This is a genomic window from Ensifer adhaerens (assembly GCF_013283195.1).
Taxonomy (GTDB): Bacteria; Pseudomonadota; Alphaproteobacteria; order Rhizobiales; family Rhizobiaceae; genus Ensifer; species Ensifer adhaerens_G.
Genome location: NZ_JABEKT010000001.1, coordinates 1924235 through 1940227, shown reverse-complemented (window position 1 = coordinate 1940227; position 15993 = coordinate 1924235). Strand labels below are relative to the sequence as shown.

Below are 15993 nucleotides of genomic sequence, written 5' to 3'. Positions count from 1 at the left end.
CCGTCCACCTTCGAGGCGACGGACAATTCCAACACAGCCATGCTGCTTGCCGGTGGTGACCTCTTGAGGTCACCGCCTCTTATTCTTTCGCGCCTTTCAGCGCCTTAGCCTGCTTTACCCAGTCGTCGCGCAGAATGCGCCCGCCAAAGCCCAGTTCGTCATCGAAGCGAGCGACATCGGCTTCGCTCCACGCGGCGATATCGGCGAACCGCCGAATGCCCTTGCCGTTCAGCACCTGCTCGAGCTTCGGGCCGACGCCGGAAATCCGCTTGAGATCGTCGGAGGTACGAGCCCTCGGCTTCGAAGCAGCCTGAGCCTTTGCAGGCTCCACCGACTTCTTCTCTGTCTTCGGCTTGGGGGCCGGGCTCTTCTTCGCCACAGTCGGCTTCACGGTCTCTTGCGCTCTTGCTTCCGCCTGGGCCGGAGCAGGCTTGATCGGAGCGACTTCAGCCGGAACGCCTGCCTGCATCTGGCCGGCCAAAGCCGAACCCTTCTGCAACGCTTCGACCGCGCCCTGCATCGCACCGAGCATGACGCCAGCGATGTGGCTCGACAGACCGAAACCCAGTGCGGTTGCAGCCGCAACAGCACCTGCCGGATGCGCCATCAACGGATGCAGCGGCACCTGCGGCATGGTCTTCATCCATTCGGCCATGCCGAACGGATCGGCCGGATCGCCGCCAAGCGGACGTGCGGATGAAATGCCGCTCTCGGCCTCTCCCCTCACCTGTCCATCCTTGCGTGCGCCGACCATGACCGTTACTCCGCCGCTTCCAGGACCGCGCCATGCGACGACGCATTGCGCGTGTATTCGTCGATGCGCGCTTCCATTTCCGGACGGAAATGCTTGATCAGGCCCTGGATCGGCCAGGCGGCTGCGTCGCCGAGCGCGCAGATCGTGTGGCCTTCCACCTGCTTGGTGACATCGAACAGCATGTCGATTTCGCGCTTCTGGGCGCGACCCTGAACCATGCGTTCCATCACGCGCATCATCCAGCCCGTTCCTTCGCGGCACGGCGTGCACTGGCCGCAGCTCTCGTGCTTGTAGAAGGCCGAGAGACGCCAGATCGCCTTGATGATGTCGGTGGACTTGTCCATGACGATGACGGCGGCGGTGCCAAGACTGGAGCCGACCTCACGCAGCCCGTCGAAATCCATGATCGCGTCCTTCATCTGCGCGCCGGGCACGCAAGGGACGGACGATCCACCGGGGATGACGGCAAGCAGGTTGTCCCAGCCGCCGCGAATGCCGCCGCAGTGCTTCTCGATGAGCTCATGGAACGGGATCGACATGGCGTCTTCGACCGTGCACGGACGATTGACGTGCCCGGAAACCGAATAGAGCTTTGTGCCATGGTTGTTCGGACGACCAAAGCTCGTGTACCAGCCGGCGCCGCGGCGCAGGATAGTCGGCGTAACCGCGATCGACTCGACGTTGTTGACGGTCGTCGGGCAGCCGTAGAGACCCATGTTGGCAGGGAACGGCGGCTTCAGGCGCGGCTGGCCCTTCTTGCCTTCAAGGCTTTCGAGCAGGGCCGTCTCTTCGCCGCAGATGTAGGCGCCGGCACCATGGTGCACGTAGATGTCGATGTCGTAGCCGAGCTTGTTGTTCTTGCCGAGCAGGCCGTAAGCGTAGCACTCGTCGATGGCTGCCTGCAGCGCCTCGCGCTCGCGGACGAACTCGCCGCGCACGTAGATATAGGCCACATGCGCACCCATTGCGAAGGAGGCAATGACACAGCCTTCGATCAGCGTGTGCGGGTCGTGACGCATGATGTCACGGTCCTTGCAGGTGCCTGGTTCGGATTCGTCGGCGTTGACGACCAGATAGTGCGGACGGCCGTCGCTTTCCTTCGGCATGAAGGACCACTTGAGGCCTGTCGGGAAGCCGGCGCCGCCACGGCCGCGAAGGCCGGATGCCTTCACTTCGTTGACGATCCAGTCGCGGCCCTTTTCGAGCAGCTGCTTGGTGCCGTCCCAATGGCCACGGCTCATCGCGCCCTTGAGAGACTTGTCCTTGAGGCCGTAGATGTTGGTAAAGATGCGATCTTCATCTCTGAGCATGGTTCACCTCTTTACCGCGGCTTCTTGCCGAAAACTTTGATGTATTCGGCTTCGCCACCCTTGGCGAGCGCCTTGGCCTGCTTGACCCAATCGTCACGTTCGATCCGGCCCTTGAAATTCAGATAGCTGTCGACCCATTCGCGTTCGACCTTCTTCCACGACGCGACCTGCGCGAAGGTGAAGATGCCGAGTTCGTGCAGCGTGCCTTCGATCTTCGGGCCAACGCCCGAGATCAGCTTGAGGTCGTCGACGGAACCGGGCCGCGAAATGCCTGCCGGGCGGTTCTTGTCTTCAAGCGACGGCTTGCCGGAAATCTCGGCTGCCTTGGCGGGCTTCGACTTGTCGACTGTGTCGCCTTCGACCTTGGCATTTTCGGCCGCGGCCGCCTTTGCCGTTGCCGGCGTCTTCACGGCGGCGCTGGTTTCGATGGCATCGGTCTTGACGCGTGCGGCATTCGACGGCGGCACGCTGACGGCAGGCGCTTCGCCGGCCTTCTTGGCTGCAGCCGGAGCCTTCTTCACCGGTGCATCCGGAGTCGCCAGTGTCGTCGGGCCACCTTCCGGTGCCGAGAAGATGCGGTCGACCTGCGGGCCGGTCGCAACCTCGGCGCCCTTGCCTGCATCAAAGCGGTCGATGATCTGCTCGAGTTGCTCGGGCGTCAGGTCTTCATAGGTATCCTTGAAGATCATGACCATCGGCGCATTCACGCAGGCGCCCTGACATTCAACTTCTTCCCACGACAGCGTCCCGCTCTCGTTGAGGGTGAAGGGATCATGGGCGATCTTGCTCTTGCAGACGCGGATCAGGTCTTCAGCGCCACGCAGCATGCACGGCGTCGTGCCGCAGACCTGGATGTGAGCGCGCGTGCCGACCGGCTTCAGCTGGAACTGGGTATAGAAGGTCGCAACTTCGAGCGCGCGGATATAGGCCATGCCGAGCATGTCGGCGATCGATTCGATCGCGGCCTTCGTTACCCAGCCGTCCTGCTCCTGCGCCCGCATCAACAGCGGAATGACCGCGGACTGCTCGCGGCCTTTCGGATACTTCTGGATTGTCATTTGTGCCCAAGCGGCATTTTCGCGATTGAACGCGAAAGCCGCCGGCTGGACATTGTCTTCGGCTAGTCGACGAACAGACATTCTTCACGACACCTTATCAGTTAATCGATCCACACCGCGACTTCGTCACCGAAACGAACTCGCAGGCATAGGCCGACTGGTCTTTTTGTAAAAATACGATGTAGCGCGTGCCATTGGCCACGGCTGCCTTGATCTCGTAGCCGTTGGCCACGAGCTCGGCCATCGAGCCCCCACGCATTCCGGCAGACGCTTCGCTGTTGGCGGAATCCTGCGCGGATGCCGCCGTTGCCAGCACAAGAAATCCAGCCGTTGCCAGGGGCGCGAAACGCATCAGCGATCCACCTCACCGAACACGATATCGAGGGAGCCCAGCACCGCCGAAACGTCGGCAAGCTGGTGTCCGCGACAGAGGAAGTCCATCGCCTGCAGATGCGCGTAGCCTGGGGCACGGATCTTGCAGCGATAGGGCTTGTTGCTACCGTCGGAGACGAGGTAGACGCCGAATTCGCCCTTCGGCGCTTCGACGGCTGCGTAAACATCACCTGCCGGCACATGGTAGCCTTCGGTGTAGAGCTTGAAGTGGTGGATCAGCGCTTCCATCGAGCGCTTCATCTCGCCGCGCTTCGGCGGAACGATCTTGCCGTCCATCGACGAGACCGGCCCAACCTTGGCGTCCCCGAGCAGGCGGTTCACGCATTGGCGCATGATCTTGGCCGACTCGCGCATTTCGATCATGCGGATGAGGTAACGATCGAAGCAGTCGCCATTCTTGCCGATCGGAATGTCGAATTCCATGTCGGAATAGCATTCGTAGGGCTGCGAACGGCGCAGGTCCCAGGCAGCGCCGGAACCACGAACCATCACGCCCGAAAAACCCCAGGCCCAGGCGTCGTCCAGCTTGACGACGCCGATGTCGACGTTGCGCTGCTTGAAGATGCGGTTGCCGGTCAGAAGCTCATCGATATCGTCGACGGTCTTCAGGAACGGATCGATCCACTTGCCGATGTCTTCGACCAACTCGTGCGGCAGATCCTGATGCACGCCACCGGGGCGGAAATAGGCCGAGTGCATGCGCGCACCGCAGGCACGCTCGTAGAACACCATCAGCTTTTCACGCTCCTCGAAGCCCCAGAGCGGCGGTGTCAGCGCGCCGACGTCCATGGCCTGCGTGGTCACGTTCAGAAGATGCGACAGGATACGGCCAATTTCCGAGTAGAGAACGCGGATCAGCTGGCCGCGGATCGGCACTTCTGTTCCGGTCAGCTTTTCGACGGCAAGCGCAAAAGCGTGCTCCTGGTTCATCGGCGCGACGTAGTCGAGCCGATCGAAATAGGGAACAGCCTGCAGATAGGTCTTGGTTTCGATCAGCTTCTCGGTGCCGCGATGCAGCAGGCCGATATGCGGGTCGACGCGCTCGACGATTTCGCCATCAAGCTCGAGCACCAGACGCAGAACGCCGTGCGCCGCCGGATGCTGCGGACCAAAGTTGATGTTGAAATTGCGGACGTTATGTTCGGTCATACCGATTGCTCCAGGCCGGACGGCGCCCTCTAGGGGTCGCCGCGGGCCGACTTAGTCTCACCGTGCTTTCGCCTTCTCGTCGCCGGGCAGGACGTATTCGGTCCCTTCCCACGGGGAGAGGAAGTCGAAGTTCCGGAATTCCTGCTTCAGTTCGACGGGCTCATAGACGACGCGCTTGGCTTCGTCATCATAGCGAACCTCGACAAACCCGGTAACCGGGAAGTCCTTGCGCAGCGGATGCCCCTCAAAACCGTAATCCGTCAGAATGCGACGCAGGTCCGGATGGCCGGTAAACAGGATGCCATACATGTCGTAGGCTTCGCGCTCGAACCAGTCGGCGCCCGGAAAGACGCTGGTGGCCGACGGCACGGGTTCGCCTTCGCCGGTCGCAACCTTGATGCGCACGCGCAGATTCTGGCGCGGGGACAGCAGGTGATAGACGACGTCGAAACGATCCGGCCGCTGCGGCCAGTCGACGCCACAAACATCGACGAAGTTGATGAAGGCGCACTGCACGTCATCACGCAGGAACGTCAACAGCTCGATCAGGTTTGCAGCCGTCGTCGTCAGCGTCAGTTCGCCGTAATTGATCGCGGCGTCCGAAATCAGCTGACCGCGCGTCTCGCGCAGATAGGAGGCAAGCTCGTTCAGGGCTTCACTCATGTTCAGAACCCCCTACCCTTAGCGTTCGATCGTGCCGGTCCGGCGGATCTTCTTCTGCAGCAGAAGCACGCCGTAAAGCAGCGCTTCTGCCGTGGGAGGACAGCCTGGCACATAGATATCAACGGGCACGACACGGTCGCAGCCACGCACGACGGAATAGGAATAGTGATAATAGCCGCCGCCATTGGCGCACGAACCCATCGAGATCACGTAACGCGGCTCCGGCATCTGGTCGTAGACCTTGCGGAGTGCGGGCGCCATCTTGTTGGTCAGCGTGCCGGCGACGATCATCACGTCGGACTGGCGCGGTGAGGCGCGCGGCGCAAAGCCGAAGCGCTCAGCGTCGTAACGCGGCATCGACATCTGCATCATCTCGACGGCGCAGCAGGCAAGACCGAAGGTCATCCACATCAGCGAACCGGTGCGCGCCCAGGTGATGAGCTCGTCGGTCGAGGTAACCAGAAAACCCTTGTCGGCGAGCTCGTTGTTGATCTCGCCGAAGAATGCATCATTGCTGCCGATCGGCTTGCCGGTCGAGGGATCGATGATCCCCTTCGGCTTGGGCGCAACGAGCGTGGTGCCGGATGCTAGTTCCATTCCAGCGCTCCCTTCTTCCATTCATAGATAAAGCCGATCGTCAGCACACCGAGGAAGACCATCATGGACCAGAATCCAAACCAGCCGAGCTGATGGAACGAAACGGCCCACGGGAAGAGGAAGGCGACTTCCAGGTCAAAGATGATGAAGAGGATCGACACAAGGTAGAATCGAATGTCGAACTTCATGCGAGCGTCGTCGAACGCATTGAAACCGCATTCGTAGGCCGACAGCTTTTCCGAATCAGGCGCCTTGAACGCCACGGCGAAAGGGGCAATCAAAAGTGCCACACCGATCACAAGTGCGATTCCAATGAAAATCGCGATCGGAACATAGGAACCGAGAAGTTCAGTCATTGTTATCCGTCCCTGCCTGCGGGAGGGCGCATGGGAGAGCGCCAAACAACAAATCTCGCAGGCCGAAAAATATGTTGCAACGCCAGAGTGGTTAGCGCAGCCCGCGCTTGCGCGCAAGCCTTCGAGGGGCATTTAAACCGGTTCGCGACACAGGATTGGACGACGTGCCGCGGCAAAGCGCTGATTTGCAGGGATGGGCAGACTTTACGGTAAAATCGTAGTTTGGAGGACAGATTGCCGCACTGCAAAAGAGGCTATTCGCAATCATATTATATCGGAGGGATCAAGGGGTAAATGGCGCGAGTGACGGGGCTCGAACCCGCGACCTCCGGCGTGACAGGCCGGCACTCTAACCGACTGAGCTACACCCGCGCATATGACCCAAGGGGTCAGTATTACCACCATCGGCATTTTCTGAAAATGCCTCAAGTCAAACCATGTCAAGAATGGCGCGAGTGACGGGGCTCGAACCCGCGACCTCCGGCGTGACAGGCCGGCACTCTAACCGACTGAGCTACACCCGCATCATCTTGAAGTGGCTGGGGCGTTTCCGCCCCGGCACCGAAGCGGGCTTGCCCGTTCGATGAGCGGCTAACTAAGCGGTTCGCATTTGGGTGTCAAGCGTGTTTGGAGACAAATCCGTGACAGAGCCAAATTTGATCCACAGGCAAGATCAAAGCCGGCTCTTCCCTCCCCTATCATAGGAGGCTCGCTTCCCTTTGCACGGCCGGACGTCCCGCCATGAGGAGAGCCGGTGCGCGGATGTTCATCAAAGTCTCGATGATAAGAACCTATAGGACAGGCTCGATCGGGTTTTCTGGCAAGGAGAGATCCGCGGAGCGATGCTCGTGCATCGGTCAAGGATCTCGACACCGCCAGAAAGCTTGAGAAGCCTGCCGAAGGTAATGCTGGCTGGCTCTGGCGTCGATGCGATGCTTGCTCGATGCAGCACCGCGCCGAGGCAGAGACCGGCGATGAGCCGTGAGCCATCCTATAGGTTCCTATCATCGAGACTTGGTATTGGTCCCTGCTCGACGGATTCGAGCGAAAGTCGCCGTGAGACCAATCGTCGTTTTCCACAGTCGCCGTTCACCGTTTTTTTCCACAACGCGAGAACCCGACAACTCCTGCACTTCTGTCGCGTCGTGCAAAAAAAATCGAAAAAACGACGGAAATGCTCTTGCGGTTTTTTTCGGTTACGCCTAGATCACGGCCACCGACGCGGCGGACACATCCGGTCCGGACGCTGAAGGGCGATTAGCTCAGTTGGTAGAGCGCCTCGTTTACACCGAGGATGTCGGCGGTTCGAGTCCGTCATCGCCCACCATTTTCTCTTCTCATGTAATTGTTGATGATAATTCAGGCCATGTGTCTGCCTCTCGCAGTGCTTTATGCCGCAATGCGCGATGAACGCCCAGCGTCTCGCGGACTCAACGCATCAAAACATCGTGCTGTTGGCGCTTCCGGCAAACTCAAGCGGCGAAAACCACTTTGGCGTTCAGTCGTGTCGCGGAGCCGATTCTCTTGAAAGCGCCCTTGCTCTGGCGGCGCGCGGCGAAAGAACTCCTCAAATCCGATTCGCCATCCCATCTCAAACGCGGCCGATTCGCAAAAGAATCGGCTAGACGCCGCGATACTGCTCTTCGCTGACATGTTCGAGCCAATCGACCGCCTTGCCTTCGAGTGCTTCCTGAATGGCGAGGTGAGCCATGGCGGTATCCGGCGCGGCACCGTGCCAGTGCTTTTCACCCGGCGGAAACCAAACCACGTCCCCAGTCTTTATCTCGCGCACCGGCCCGCCCCAGACCTGTGCCAGCCCGCGGCCCGAGGTGACCACCAGGGTCTGGCCCAGCGGATGCGTATGCCACGCAGTGCGTGCCCCAGGCTCGAACGTCACGTTCACGGCGCGCACGCGAGCCGGCTCCGCCGCCTCGATCACGGGGTCCTGCCTGACCGCTCCGGTAAAATACTCGGCCGGAGGCCGCGTTGAGGGCCGTGAACCGCTGGGTATGATATCCATCTGCCGTTCCTCCAGTTCTTCGTGGCGACCATTCGGCAACAGCATGCCGATTTAAGCAAGCGTCAAAGCCTGTGGATGGTCACTTCCGGGCACGCCGCCCGGGCGATGTCGCAAAGATGCTCGTGATGCGTCAGATAGATCACCTGCCCGAGGCGGGCCATATCCGCCATCAACGCGAAGGCGCGACCGGCACGACCGTCGTCAAACGTCTCCATGATGTCGTCAGCAATGAAGGGCAAGGTTTCGCGCGCTGCGGCCACTTCATGGTAGCCCGCGATCCTGAGTGACAGATAGAGCTGGAAGCGCGTGCCCTTGGAGAGATCGCGTGCCAGCTTGGATCCGCCGGCAGCGGCGTTGGCAATCAGGAACTCCTGGCCCTTGTCGGCCTGTGCCGACAGACCCGTATATTCTCCGCCACTGATACGGCTGAAGGTTTCCGAGGCGCGCCGCATCATGGCGCTGCGGTGGCGCTCGCGAAAGAGCCGGAGCGCCTGTTCGGCAGCGATCAGACCCGCCCTCAGTTTGAGATAGCCGAGCGCCTTTGCCTCGATCTCCAAAAGCAGCGTGCGGCGACGCTGCTCGAGGGCTGCAACGGTGTCATCGCCGGCGATATTTGCAAGCGCGGCTTCCTTCGTTCGCATGTCGGCATGCAACTCGCTGACATCGCGGTCGCTTTCCTCAAGAAGCGCCTCGATGCGAACCAACTCCAGCCTTACCGCCTCGTCATCAAGCGTGGCCAGTAACGCCAACGCATCGTCGATGCTGACAACGCCAAGGCGCGACACCAGGTCGGCCTCCGCTTCGGTGATGCGCTGGCACAGCCTCTCCTGTTCGCGGGAAGCGTCGAGCCGCAAGCCTGCTTCATCCAAAGTCTCGCAGTCGAAAAAATCGAGCACGAGGCGCTTGCGGGCAACGTGGAGCTCCTGCTCCGCAGCTACCTTGCGTTTCTCCTCTTCAAGCCGGACACATTCCGCCAACAGCGCCGCGCGCCGAGCCTCGTGTTTTTCAGCCTCGGCGATGCGCGCCTTCATGGCGGCGAAGGTCGCAAGCGTATCGTCGACGGCCGAAGCGCCGGCAAGGTCTGCGATCGCCGTCTCAAAGGCCACTTGGTCCTTGCGCATGCCGGTGACGCGGTGATCGAGATCCACCTTGCGCTGCACCAGCTTGTCGAGATCCTGCAAGACGGCGAGCATGGGCGCAATCTGATCCGGCAGCGGCCGCTCAGGCCGACCAGCAAGCCAGGTGCCCGACAGCAGATCATCCCATTGCGCCTGCCAGGACGACAAGGCGTCTTCGGCCTGCGTCAAGGTCGACAGCCGCTGCTCCAGACCGTCGGCGGCACGTCGAGCGGCCTCGCGCGCCGCCTTGCCGGCAACGAAGGCCGCCTGTGCCTGCGCGATGGCATTTTCGGCAAAGGCCATGAGATCATCAAGCCGCGGCGGGAGACGTTCGGTCAGTCCGATCTCGGCGAGTGATTCCTTGAGTGTTTCACGCGCGTCCTTCGCGTCGGCCTGGGCGCGATCGAACTCCAGCCGGGTCGAGCGCTGCTGCGTGCGAACATCGAGCGCCGCAAGCCGAGCCGCAATCCAAGCCTCCAGCTGCGTCAGTTGCGTGACGCTAGGTAATCCACAGCCTGCCGCAGCCATCTGCACGGCTTCCAGCAACACGGACGATTCCCCGGCGACGGAAACCTGATGTTCCCGAAGCGAATCGAGCCGCGCCCGGCGCTCGGCGATCGACAAGGCGAGCGAGTGCATATCTGCGACCTTTGCCGCCTCGGCAAGCCGCAATGCCGTTGCATCGTCGTCGCGCCGCAAGGCGTCTTCAAAGATCACGGCGGTCGTTGCATCCAGCCGAGCCTTGTGCTTTTCCCAGGCATGCTGCCGATGCTGGCGAAGCTCGGTGGAAGCCCTGTCGTCAATGGCCCCACCCGAAGCCGTCAGGGCGTCGAGGCGGGCCGCCTCGCCAGCCAGTTGCTCGGTCTCGCTGCCGATGCGATCTGCAAGGCGCAGACGCCTTTCGTCCAGCGCCGCAAGTTCTCGTCGCCAGATCTCGATCGTGCCAGCGGCCGGCACAGGCAGACCGAGCAGATCATCGGCGCTGCCGGAAAACGGATTCAAAGCCTCGAGCTTATCGGCAAGCTCGGCATCCAGGCGCTCGAGCGACTGTCTTGCGGCATGCAGCCGCAGACCGCAATCGTCCTGCCGCAGGCGCCGAAGACGCTCGACAAGCATGGTCGGATCAGCACCCGGGCCGCCTTCGGCCTGTAGCCGCACAAGCTCGGCGGCTGCCTCCCGCTCCGCACGCCTTGCCGCATCCGCCTCCTGTCGGGCAGATGCCGCACGCTCCTGCAGCGCCGAATGTTGCCGGGAGAGTTCCTGCAGCCGGGTGTTTGTGGCCGCCGGCAGCAGCAGCGACGCCGGATCCCGGTCGCCGGGATCTCCGAGCCGGACAAGGCAGGCGGCAATTTCGGTTTTCGTTCGCGACAGTTCGTCGATCCGTGCCGGCATGTCGCGCGCCGCGGTCACATACCGTGCATCAAGCGCGGTCTCCTGCAGCACGTTCAAACGTTCCGCCAGGACGAGGGCCGCCTCGTCTCGCGGCAGATCTTCCAGTTCGTCCTGCCTGCGCCGGGCTTCGTCGTCAAGCTGGCGCAGCCTGGTCGCGATTTCGATGTCGCGTCGGCGCAACGCCGGCAGATCCGCTGCCCACTCGGCCGGCGCTCGCGGCAAGGCCGGCGCCTTTGCCAGATCGGCTCGCAGACCATCAAGTCGCCTGAAGAGCGGCAAGGCATCCATCTGAGCCTTCAGCCGGTCACGTTCCATGCGCAGCTCGACACGGTGCGCCATGGCCGCGTCGTGACGCTCACGGGCCGCCAGAAGCGTCTTGCGCAACGCCGCGTATTCGCGGGCATTGACATCAAGCAGACTGCGCTCGACCTTCAGCGCGTCGAGTTCGGCCTTCAGTTCGGAAAGCTGATGCTTGCGTGCCTGAGGTCGGTAAAAGGCATCCGCCTCACCGCGCAGGGTAGACAGGATCGCGGCGCTATCGGGCAGGCCGGAACTGGCGGAAAAAAGCAGCGAACCGAGTTCACCCTCACTCTTCAGGATTGATTCCCCGCCCTCCTCGATGCTGTCATCGTCGAGCGAGAACATCATGCGATAGGTCGCACGGTCGATCGAGCCGAGCGAGGCGGAAAACAGATTGTCCGGCAGCGGCTGATCGTCGGCGCCCACCAGCGTGTTGGTCTTGCGCTTCACTCGGAAGGCCTGGTGCGTGCGACCAGCCGCCTCGACAATCCCGCCGACCCGCATGGTTGGATAGGGGTGCAGAAAGCCGTAAGAGCTGTAGTGCTCTATGCCGAAAAGCAGATCGAGGAAGCCTGAAAACAACGTCGACTTGCCGGCCTCGTTCGGTCCGTAGACGATATGCAGGTCCGGCGCGCCCGATGCCGCCGGACCGAAATCAAGACGGCGCTCGGTAAATTTGCCGTAGCGCACCAGGTCGAGTTCGCGCAACCGCATCAGCGAGCCCCCCCGCCGGCGCTGCCGTGAAGATGCGCAAGCACCTCCGCTGCACCGGAGACACCGGCATCGAATGCCAGTCTTTCGACAGCCGCTTCATCCGGCGCCAAGAGCTGGCGCAACTCCGGCGGCAGTTGCTGCAGCAACTCCTCGACGGCGGCGCGCACGTCCTGACGGTAGCCATGGGCTGGCAGGACGTCGCTTGAGACAAGCGCCGCCAATTCATCGACCGGGTCGGCCATCACCGTCCCGGTTCCGGCATCCGGGTTGCGGCAATCGAGCTCGATCTTCTCGACCCAGCAGCCGCCGATACCCGCAGCCACATTGTCGATCTCTGCCTGGAGCAGATCGCCATCGCGGCGCAGGCGCCAGGCAAGCGGTGTCGCACCAGTCAAGGTCAGCCGAAGGATCACGTGATCGGCAGCGTAGGCATTGCGAGCCCGCAGGAAGGCGTTTCGGACCGCATCGAGCATATCGCTCCACTCGGAAATGCCTGTCAGCTCAAGGCTCATCCTCTCGAAAGTCGCAAGGCCGATCGCCCGCTCCTCGATCGTCAACCGCCCCTCGTCGCTGACTGTCACCAGCATCACGCCCTTGGCCCCGGCTTCATTGATGTCGCGCCCCTGCGGCATGCCCGGCATGACGACAAAGGGTTCGCTGGCATGCACCTGATGTTGATGAACGTGGCCGAGCGCCCAATAGTCGAAGCCGTGTGCCTGGAGCTCCGCTACGCTGCAGGGCGCGTAAAGATCGTGGCCGGCTGCACCCGCAAGGCTCGTATGCAGCATGCCGATATTGATCGTGTCGACAGCGGGCCTGTGAAAGGACGGCAGCAGGCTTTCCGGCGCGTGCGGGCTCGCAAAGCTCATGCCGTGGATATAGACATCGCGGCCGCTCTCCAGCGTCTTGGCCAGAACAGGCTTGCTGCGGCCCTTGAAGACATGCGTAGACGGCGGCAAGGTCAGTTCATTCGTCACCTGCGATTGGGCATCATGGTTGCCACGGATGATGAAGACACGGATGCCGGCTTCGTCCAGGCGGCGCAGTTCGCCCGCGAGGAACAGCGCGGTGTTCATGGACGTCTGGCTGCCGTCGTAAAGGTCGCCGGCGATCAGCAGGGCATCGACCTCTTCGGCAAGGCAGAGATCGACAATCCGCACGAGCGCCTGCCGGGTGGCGCCGCGCACGATTTCGGCAAGATCGGCATTTCGAAGCGCGAGGCTGCGTAGCGGCGAATCGAGATGGAGGTCGGCGGTGTGAACGAAACGGAAGGGCATGGCCGACCATGGCCCGCGACAGCAGCACCCGTCAATGCACCGGCGACCGTCATCCACGCGAACGCGCCCATCCCACACGGTTATTTCAGGCCACCCAAGTAAAGACAGTCCTAATGCATGTGGACTGCAGTTTCGGCATTAAACGATCGCTCGAAAGAGCGCGTGCTCCTATGTGCAAATATCAGATTATACTCACTTTAATCGATTAGCGCTTTTGTAACAACTTGTTGGATAGGTTTCGCGCGGCTGCATTTTGCGTGCGGTCAAGCACAGGAATGACTCCCTGCTTCGGCATCCGCTCCGTCATGACGATCAAGAGCCGGAACGACTTATTCATGCACAAGCTTTTACGGACGCCGTTCCTCCGGAGTTATTCATGTCGCGCCTAAAGATATCACACACTCTTATTGCCCTTTTCCTGATGGTTGGCCTCATCGTCACCGTGTTGGCTGTCGCCTCGCTCGGCGGCATCAAGATGATGAACGAGCGCAACAACGAGATCGCCACCACCTGGTTGCCGCGCGTCTCGCTTTCGCGTGCGCTCGAAACCCAGCTTTCGGACACGCGCATGTCGTTTGCCCGGCACCTGATCTCGCTGACACCTTTCGAGAAGAAGGCGGCCGAAAAGGTCATCGGTGAAACCGTGGCCGGGTTCGGCAAGCTATCGGACGAATACGCCGCGCTCATGGTGACCGACGCCGACAAGGCGGCGCTCGACAAGGTAAAGAGCACCTACGAGGCCTATCTCTCTGTCTCCGCGGGCATGGTCAAACTCTCCAACAATCTCGAAAACATGAAGGCGCAAAGCGTGTTCAAGGTCGAGATGCGCGAAACGGAACAACTGGTCGATCAAGCGATCAAGGACATGCGCGCGCTTAACCTTGCCGGCGCAGACGCTGCCGTTGCTGCAAGCTCCGCCACGCACGACCAGATCCGTACGATCGAAATGGGTGTCATCGCGGTTGCGGCCTTCATCGTGCTCGGCGCCATCCTCTACGCAATCCGCGGCATCGCTCGTCCGATCCAGATCATCACCCGCTCGATGGCGGGTCTTGCAAACGGCGACACCTCCACCGCCATTCCCTACGGCGCGCGCAAGGACGAGATCGGCGAGATGGCACGCGCCGTCGAGGTCTTCCGCGAGGCCGCCATCTCCAATCTGCAGCTCGAGGAAGATGCCAAGGTGCAGCGTTCGCAGGCTGAGGCCGAGCGTCGACGCGTAACGGAGGAGGCGGAAGCCGCCGCGCAAATCCGCCTGCAGGAAGCAACGGCGGGTCTTGCGACCGGTCTTCGCCGCCTGGCGGCGGGCGATCTCGCCTTCCAACTCAACGAACCTTTTGCGCCGGATTTCGAACAGCTGCGTCACGACCTCAATCAGGCCGTTGCCCAGCTGGCCGATACGCTGGCTGCCGTCTCCTCCAGCTCCAGCAGCATCGACAGCGGCGCACGCGAAGTCAGCCAGAGCGCCGACGACCTGTCGCGCCGCACCGAACAGCAGGCCGCCTCGCTGGAAGAAACAGCTGCCGCCCTCGACCAGATCACGGCCAATGTCGGCAGTTCGTCCAAACGAACCAACGAAGCGCGCGCCATCGCCAGCCAGGCTAACGAAAGCGCCCACAAGTCAGGCGCCATCGTCTCCGGTGCGGTCGACGCCATGGGCCGTATCGAGCATTCGTCGAGCCAGATCTCCAACATCATCGGCGTCATCGACGAGATCGCATTCCAGACCAACCTGCTGGCGCTGAATGCCGGCGTGGAAGCGGCCCGCGCCGGCGATGCCGGCAAGGGCTTTGCCGTCGTTGCCCAGGAAGTGCGCGAACTGGCACAGCGCTCTGCCAATGCCGCCAAGGAGATCAAGGACCTGATCCGCAACTCGGCCGTCGAGGTGCAGAGCGGCGTCAAGCTGGTCCGCGAGACCGGCGAAGCGCTGCGCACGATCGAAGGTTTCATCGTGACGATCAATCAGCACATGGATGCGATCGCTGTTTCGGCGCAGGAACAGTCTGCCGGACTTTCCGAGGTCAACACCGCCGTCAACCAGATGGACCAGGTGACCCAGCAGAACGCCGCCATGGTCGAAGAGGCGAATGCCGCAAGCGCGACGCTGGCACAGGAGGCAGGTCGTCTGCGCGAGCTTATCGCCCGCTTCACGCTGGCCGAGACTTCCGGCTACGGCTACGCGCCTTCGGCCGGTTCATCGCGCTGGGCGGCATAGTCCGAACAGGCGAAATTCTTGAGCATGCAAGTGAAACGGTCTCCGGAAACGGGGGCCGTTTCTTCGTTGAGGAGGTCGTTACCGTGAAATGGCAGAGGTTTTAGTCGACAAATGTAGCAATTGTAACTATCAATAATGTTGCTGCCATTTGACATGGCACCTCACAATTTTCCAACGATGATCATGAAGAAGACATTCGAAGTTTCCGACAGGCTGTTTGAGCTTTATCACCGCGTCCACCGGCTGGTGAACGAGTCGATGACAGAGGAAGGCGTTTCGCTGGCGCGCAGCAAATTCCTGTTTTTCCTGAGCAAGCTCGGCCCCTGTCGTTCGACGGATATCGCCTGCGCACTGAACTTCGCTCCGCGTACCGTCACCGAAGCGATCGATGGCCTTGAGCGTGACCGGCTCGTGATGCGCAAGCCGGATCCCGAGGACCGCCGTGCCAAGATCGTCTCGATCACCGACACAGGGCGCGTCATACTGGAAGCGGCTGAACACCCGCGCAAACAGCTGATCGAGGAAATCTTCTCGGCACTCGACGACAAGGAGCTCGATCAGCTCTTCGATATCGTCGGCAAGCTCGTCGACAAGACGGACGAGATCCGCAAGCGCAAGGACGAGGCGGAAGCCGCACAGATTGCGGTCGCCCGCTAAGCACTTCTTTCCGCCAATGC

General features: G+C 61.6%; 13 protein-coding genes and 3 tRNA genes. 3 read left to right on the top strand and 13 right to left on the bottom strand.

Annotation, left to right across the window (positions count from 1 at the left end):
• Window positions 1–79: 79 nt before the first annotated feature.
• From LPJGGPFB_RS09160 to LPJGGPFB_RS09115, 10 genes are all read right to left on the bottom strand, one after another.
• On the bottom strand, window positions 80–754 hold the full coding sequence (locus tag LPJGGPFB_RS09160; protein WP_173419678.1) for an NADH:ubiquinone oxidoreductase: 675 nt from the start codon (window positions 752–754) through the stop codon (window positions 80–82).
• Window positions 755–759: 5 nt separating this feature from the next.
• Entirely contained in the window at window positions 760–2064 is a 1305-nt protein-coding gene (gene nuoF / locus LPJGGPFB_RS09155) for an NADH-quinone oxidoreductase subunit NuoF (protein WP_173419677.1), read from the bottom strand.
• 11 nt (window positions 2065–2075) lie between these two features.
• The gene (locus LPJGGPFB_RS09150) at window positions 2076–3203 is read right to left on the bottom strand and encodes an NADH-quinone oxidoreductase subunit E (protein WP_173419676.1); all 1128 of its coding nucleotides are present in this window, start codon (window positions 3201–3203) and stop codon (window positions 2076–2078) included.
• Between the two features lie 16 nt (window positions 3204–3219).
• Complete coding sequence (locus tag LPJGGPFB_RS09145) at window positions 3220–3474, bottom strand: hypothetical protein (RefSeq protein WP_173419675.1); 255 nt, start codon at window positions 3472–3474, stop codon at window positions 3220–3222.
• Entirely contained in the window at window positions 3474–4664 is a 1191-nt protein-coding gene (locus LPJGGPFB_RS09140; protein WP_112809913.1) for an NADH-quinone oxidoreductase subunit D, read from the bottom strand. The genes LPJGGPFB_RS09145 and LPJGGPFB_RS09140 overlap by 1 nt, the downstream gene beginning before the upstream one ends.
• Before the next feature lie 57 nt (window positions 4665–4721).
• The gene (locus LPJGGPFB_RS09135; RefSeq protein WP_173419674.1) at window positions 4722–5327 is read right to left on the bottom strand and encodes an NADH-quinone oxidoreductase subunit C; all 606 of its coding nucleotides are present in this window, start codon (window positions 5325–5327) and stop codon (window positions 4722–4724) included.
• An 18-nt stretch (window positions 5328–5345) separates the two neighbouring features.
• The gene (locus LPJGGPFB_RS09130; protein ID WP_077498495.1) at window positions 5346–5924 is read right to left on the bottom strand and encodes a NuoB/complex I 20 kDa subunit family protein; all 579 of its coding nucleotides are present in this window, start codon (window positions 5922–5924) and stop codon (window positions 5346–5348) included.
• Window positions 5915–6280 (bottom strand): NADH-quinone oxidoreductase subunit A, encoded by a 366-nt coding sequence (locus LPJGGPFB_RS09125; protein WP_112809915.1) that lies wholly within the window; start codon window positions 6278–6280, stop codon window positions 5915–5917. Before LPJGGPFB_RS09125 ends, LPJGGPFB_RS09130 begins: the two co-directional genes overlap by 10 nt.
• 295 nt (window positions 6281–6575) lie before the next feature.
• Window positions 6576–6652: transfer RNA gene (locus LPJGGPFB_RS09120), tRNA-Asp, on the bottom strand.
• A gap of 75 nt (window positions 6653–6727) precedes the next feature.
• Window positions 6728–6804 (bottom strand) — tRNA-Asp (locus LPJGGPFB_RS09115).
• Between the two features lie 727 nt (window positions 6805–7531).
• Between LPJGGPFB_RS09115 and LPJGGPFB_RS09110 the strand changes: the two genes are divergently transcribed.
• Window positions 7532–7607 (top strand) — tRNA-Val (locus tag LPJGGPFB_RS09110).
• A gap of 294 nt (window positions 7608–7901) precedes the next feature.
• Here LPJGGPFB_RS09110 and LPJGGPFB_RS09105 read toward each other — a convergent pair.
• The 3 genes from LPJGGPFB_RS09105 to LPJGGPFB_RS09095 all read right to left on the bottom strand — a co-directional run bounded on the left by LPJGGPFB_RS09105 (window position 7902) and on the right by LPJGGPFB_RS09095 (window position 13101).
• Complete coding sequence (locus LPJGGPFB_RS09105; protein ID WP_173419673.1) at window positions 7902–8300, bottom strand: (R)-mandelonitrile lyase; 399 nt, start codon at window positions 8298–8300, stop codon at window positions 7902–7904.
• Window positions 8301–8362: 62 nt separating this feature from the next.
• Window positions 8363–11824 carry an ATP-binding protein gene (locus tag LPJGGPFB_RS09100; protein ID WP_173419672.1) on the bottom strand — a complete coding sequence of 1154 codons (3462 nt, stop codon included), beginning with the start codon at window positions 11822–11824 and terminating at the stop codon, window positions 8363–8365.
• Complete coding sequence (locus LPJGGPFB_RS09095; RefSeq protein WP_173419671.1) at window positions 11824–13101, bottom strand: metallophosphoesterase family protein; 1278 nt, start codon at window positions 13099–13101, stop codon at window positions 11824–11826. Before LPJGGPFB_RS09095 ends, LPJGGPFB_RS09100 begins: the two co-directional genes overlap by 1 nt.
• Window positions 13102–13477: 376 nt before the next feature.
• On the opposite strand from LPJGGPFB_RS09095, the gene LPJGGPFB_RS09090 reads away from it, so the two are divergent.
• The gene (locus LPJGGPFB_RS09090) at window positions 13478–15316 is read left to right on the top strand and encodes a HAMP domain-containing methyl-accepting chemotaxis protein (protein WP_173419670.1); all 1839 of its coding nucleotides are present in this window, start codon (window positions 13478–13480) and stop codon (window positions 15314–15316) included.
• A gap of 183 nt (window positions 15317–15499) precedes the next feature.
• Window positions 15500–15973, top strand: coding sequence for a MarR family winged helix-turn-helix transcriptional regulator (locus LPJGGPFB_RS09085; protein WP_173419669.1), 474 nt, complete (start codon window positions 15500–15502; stop codon window positions 15971–15973).
• Window positions 15974–15993 lie beyond the last annotated feature (20 nt).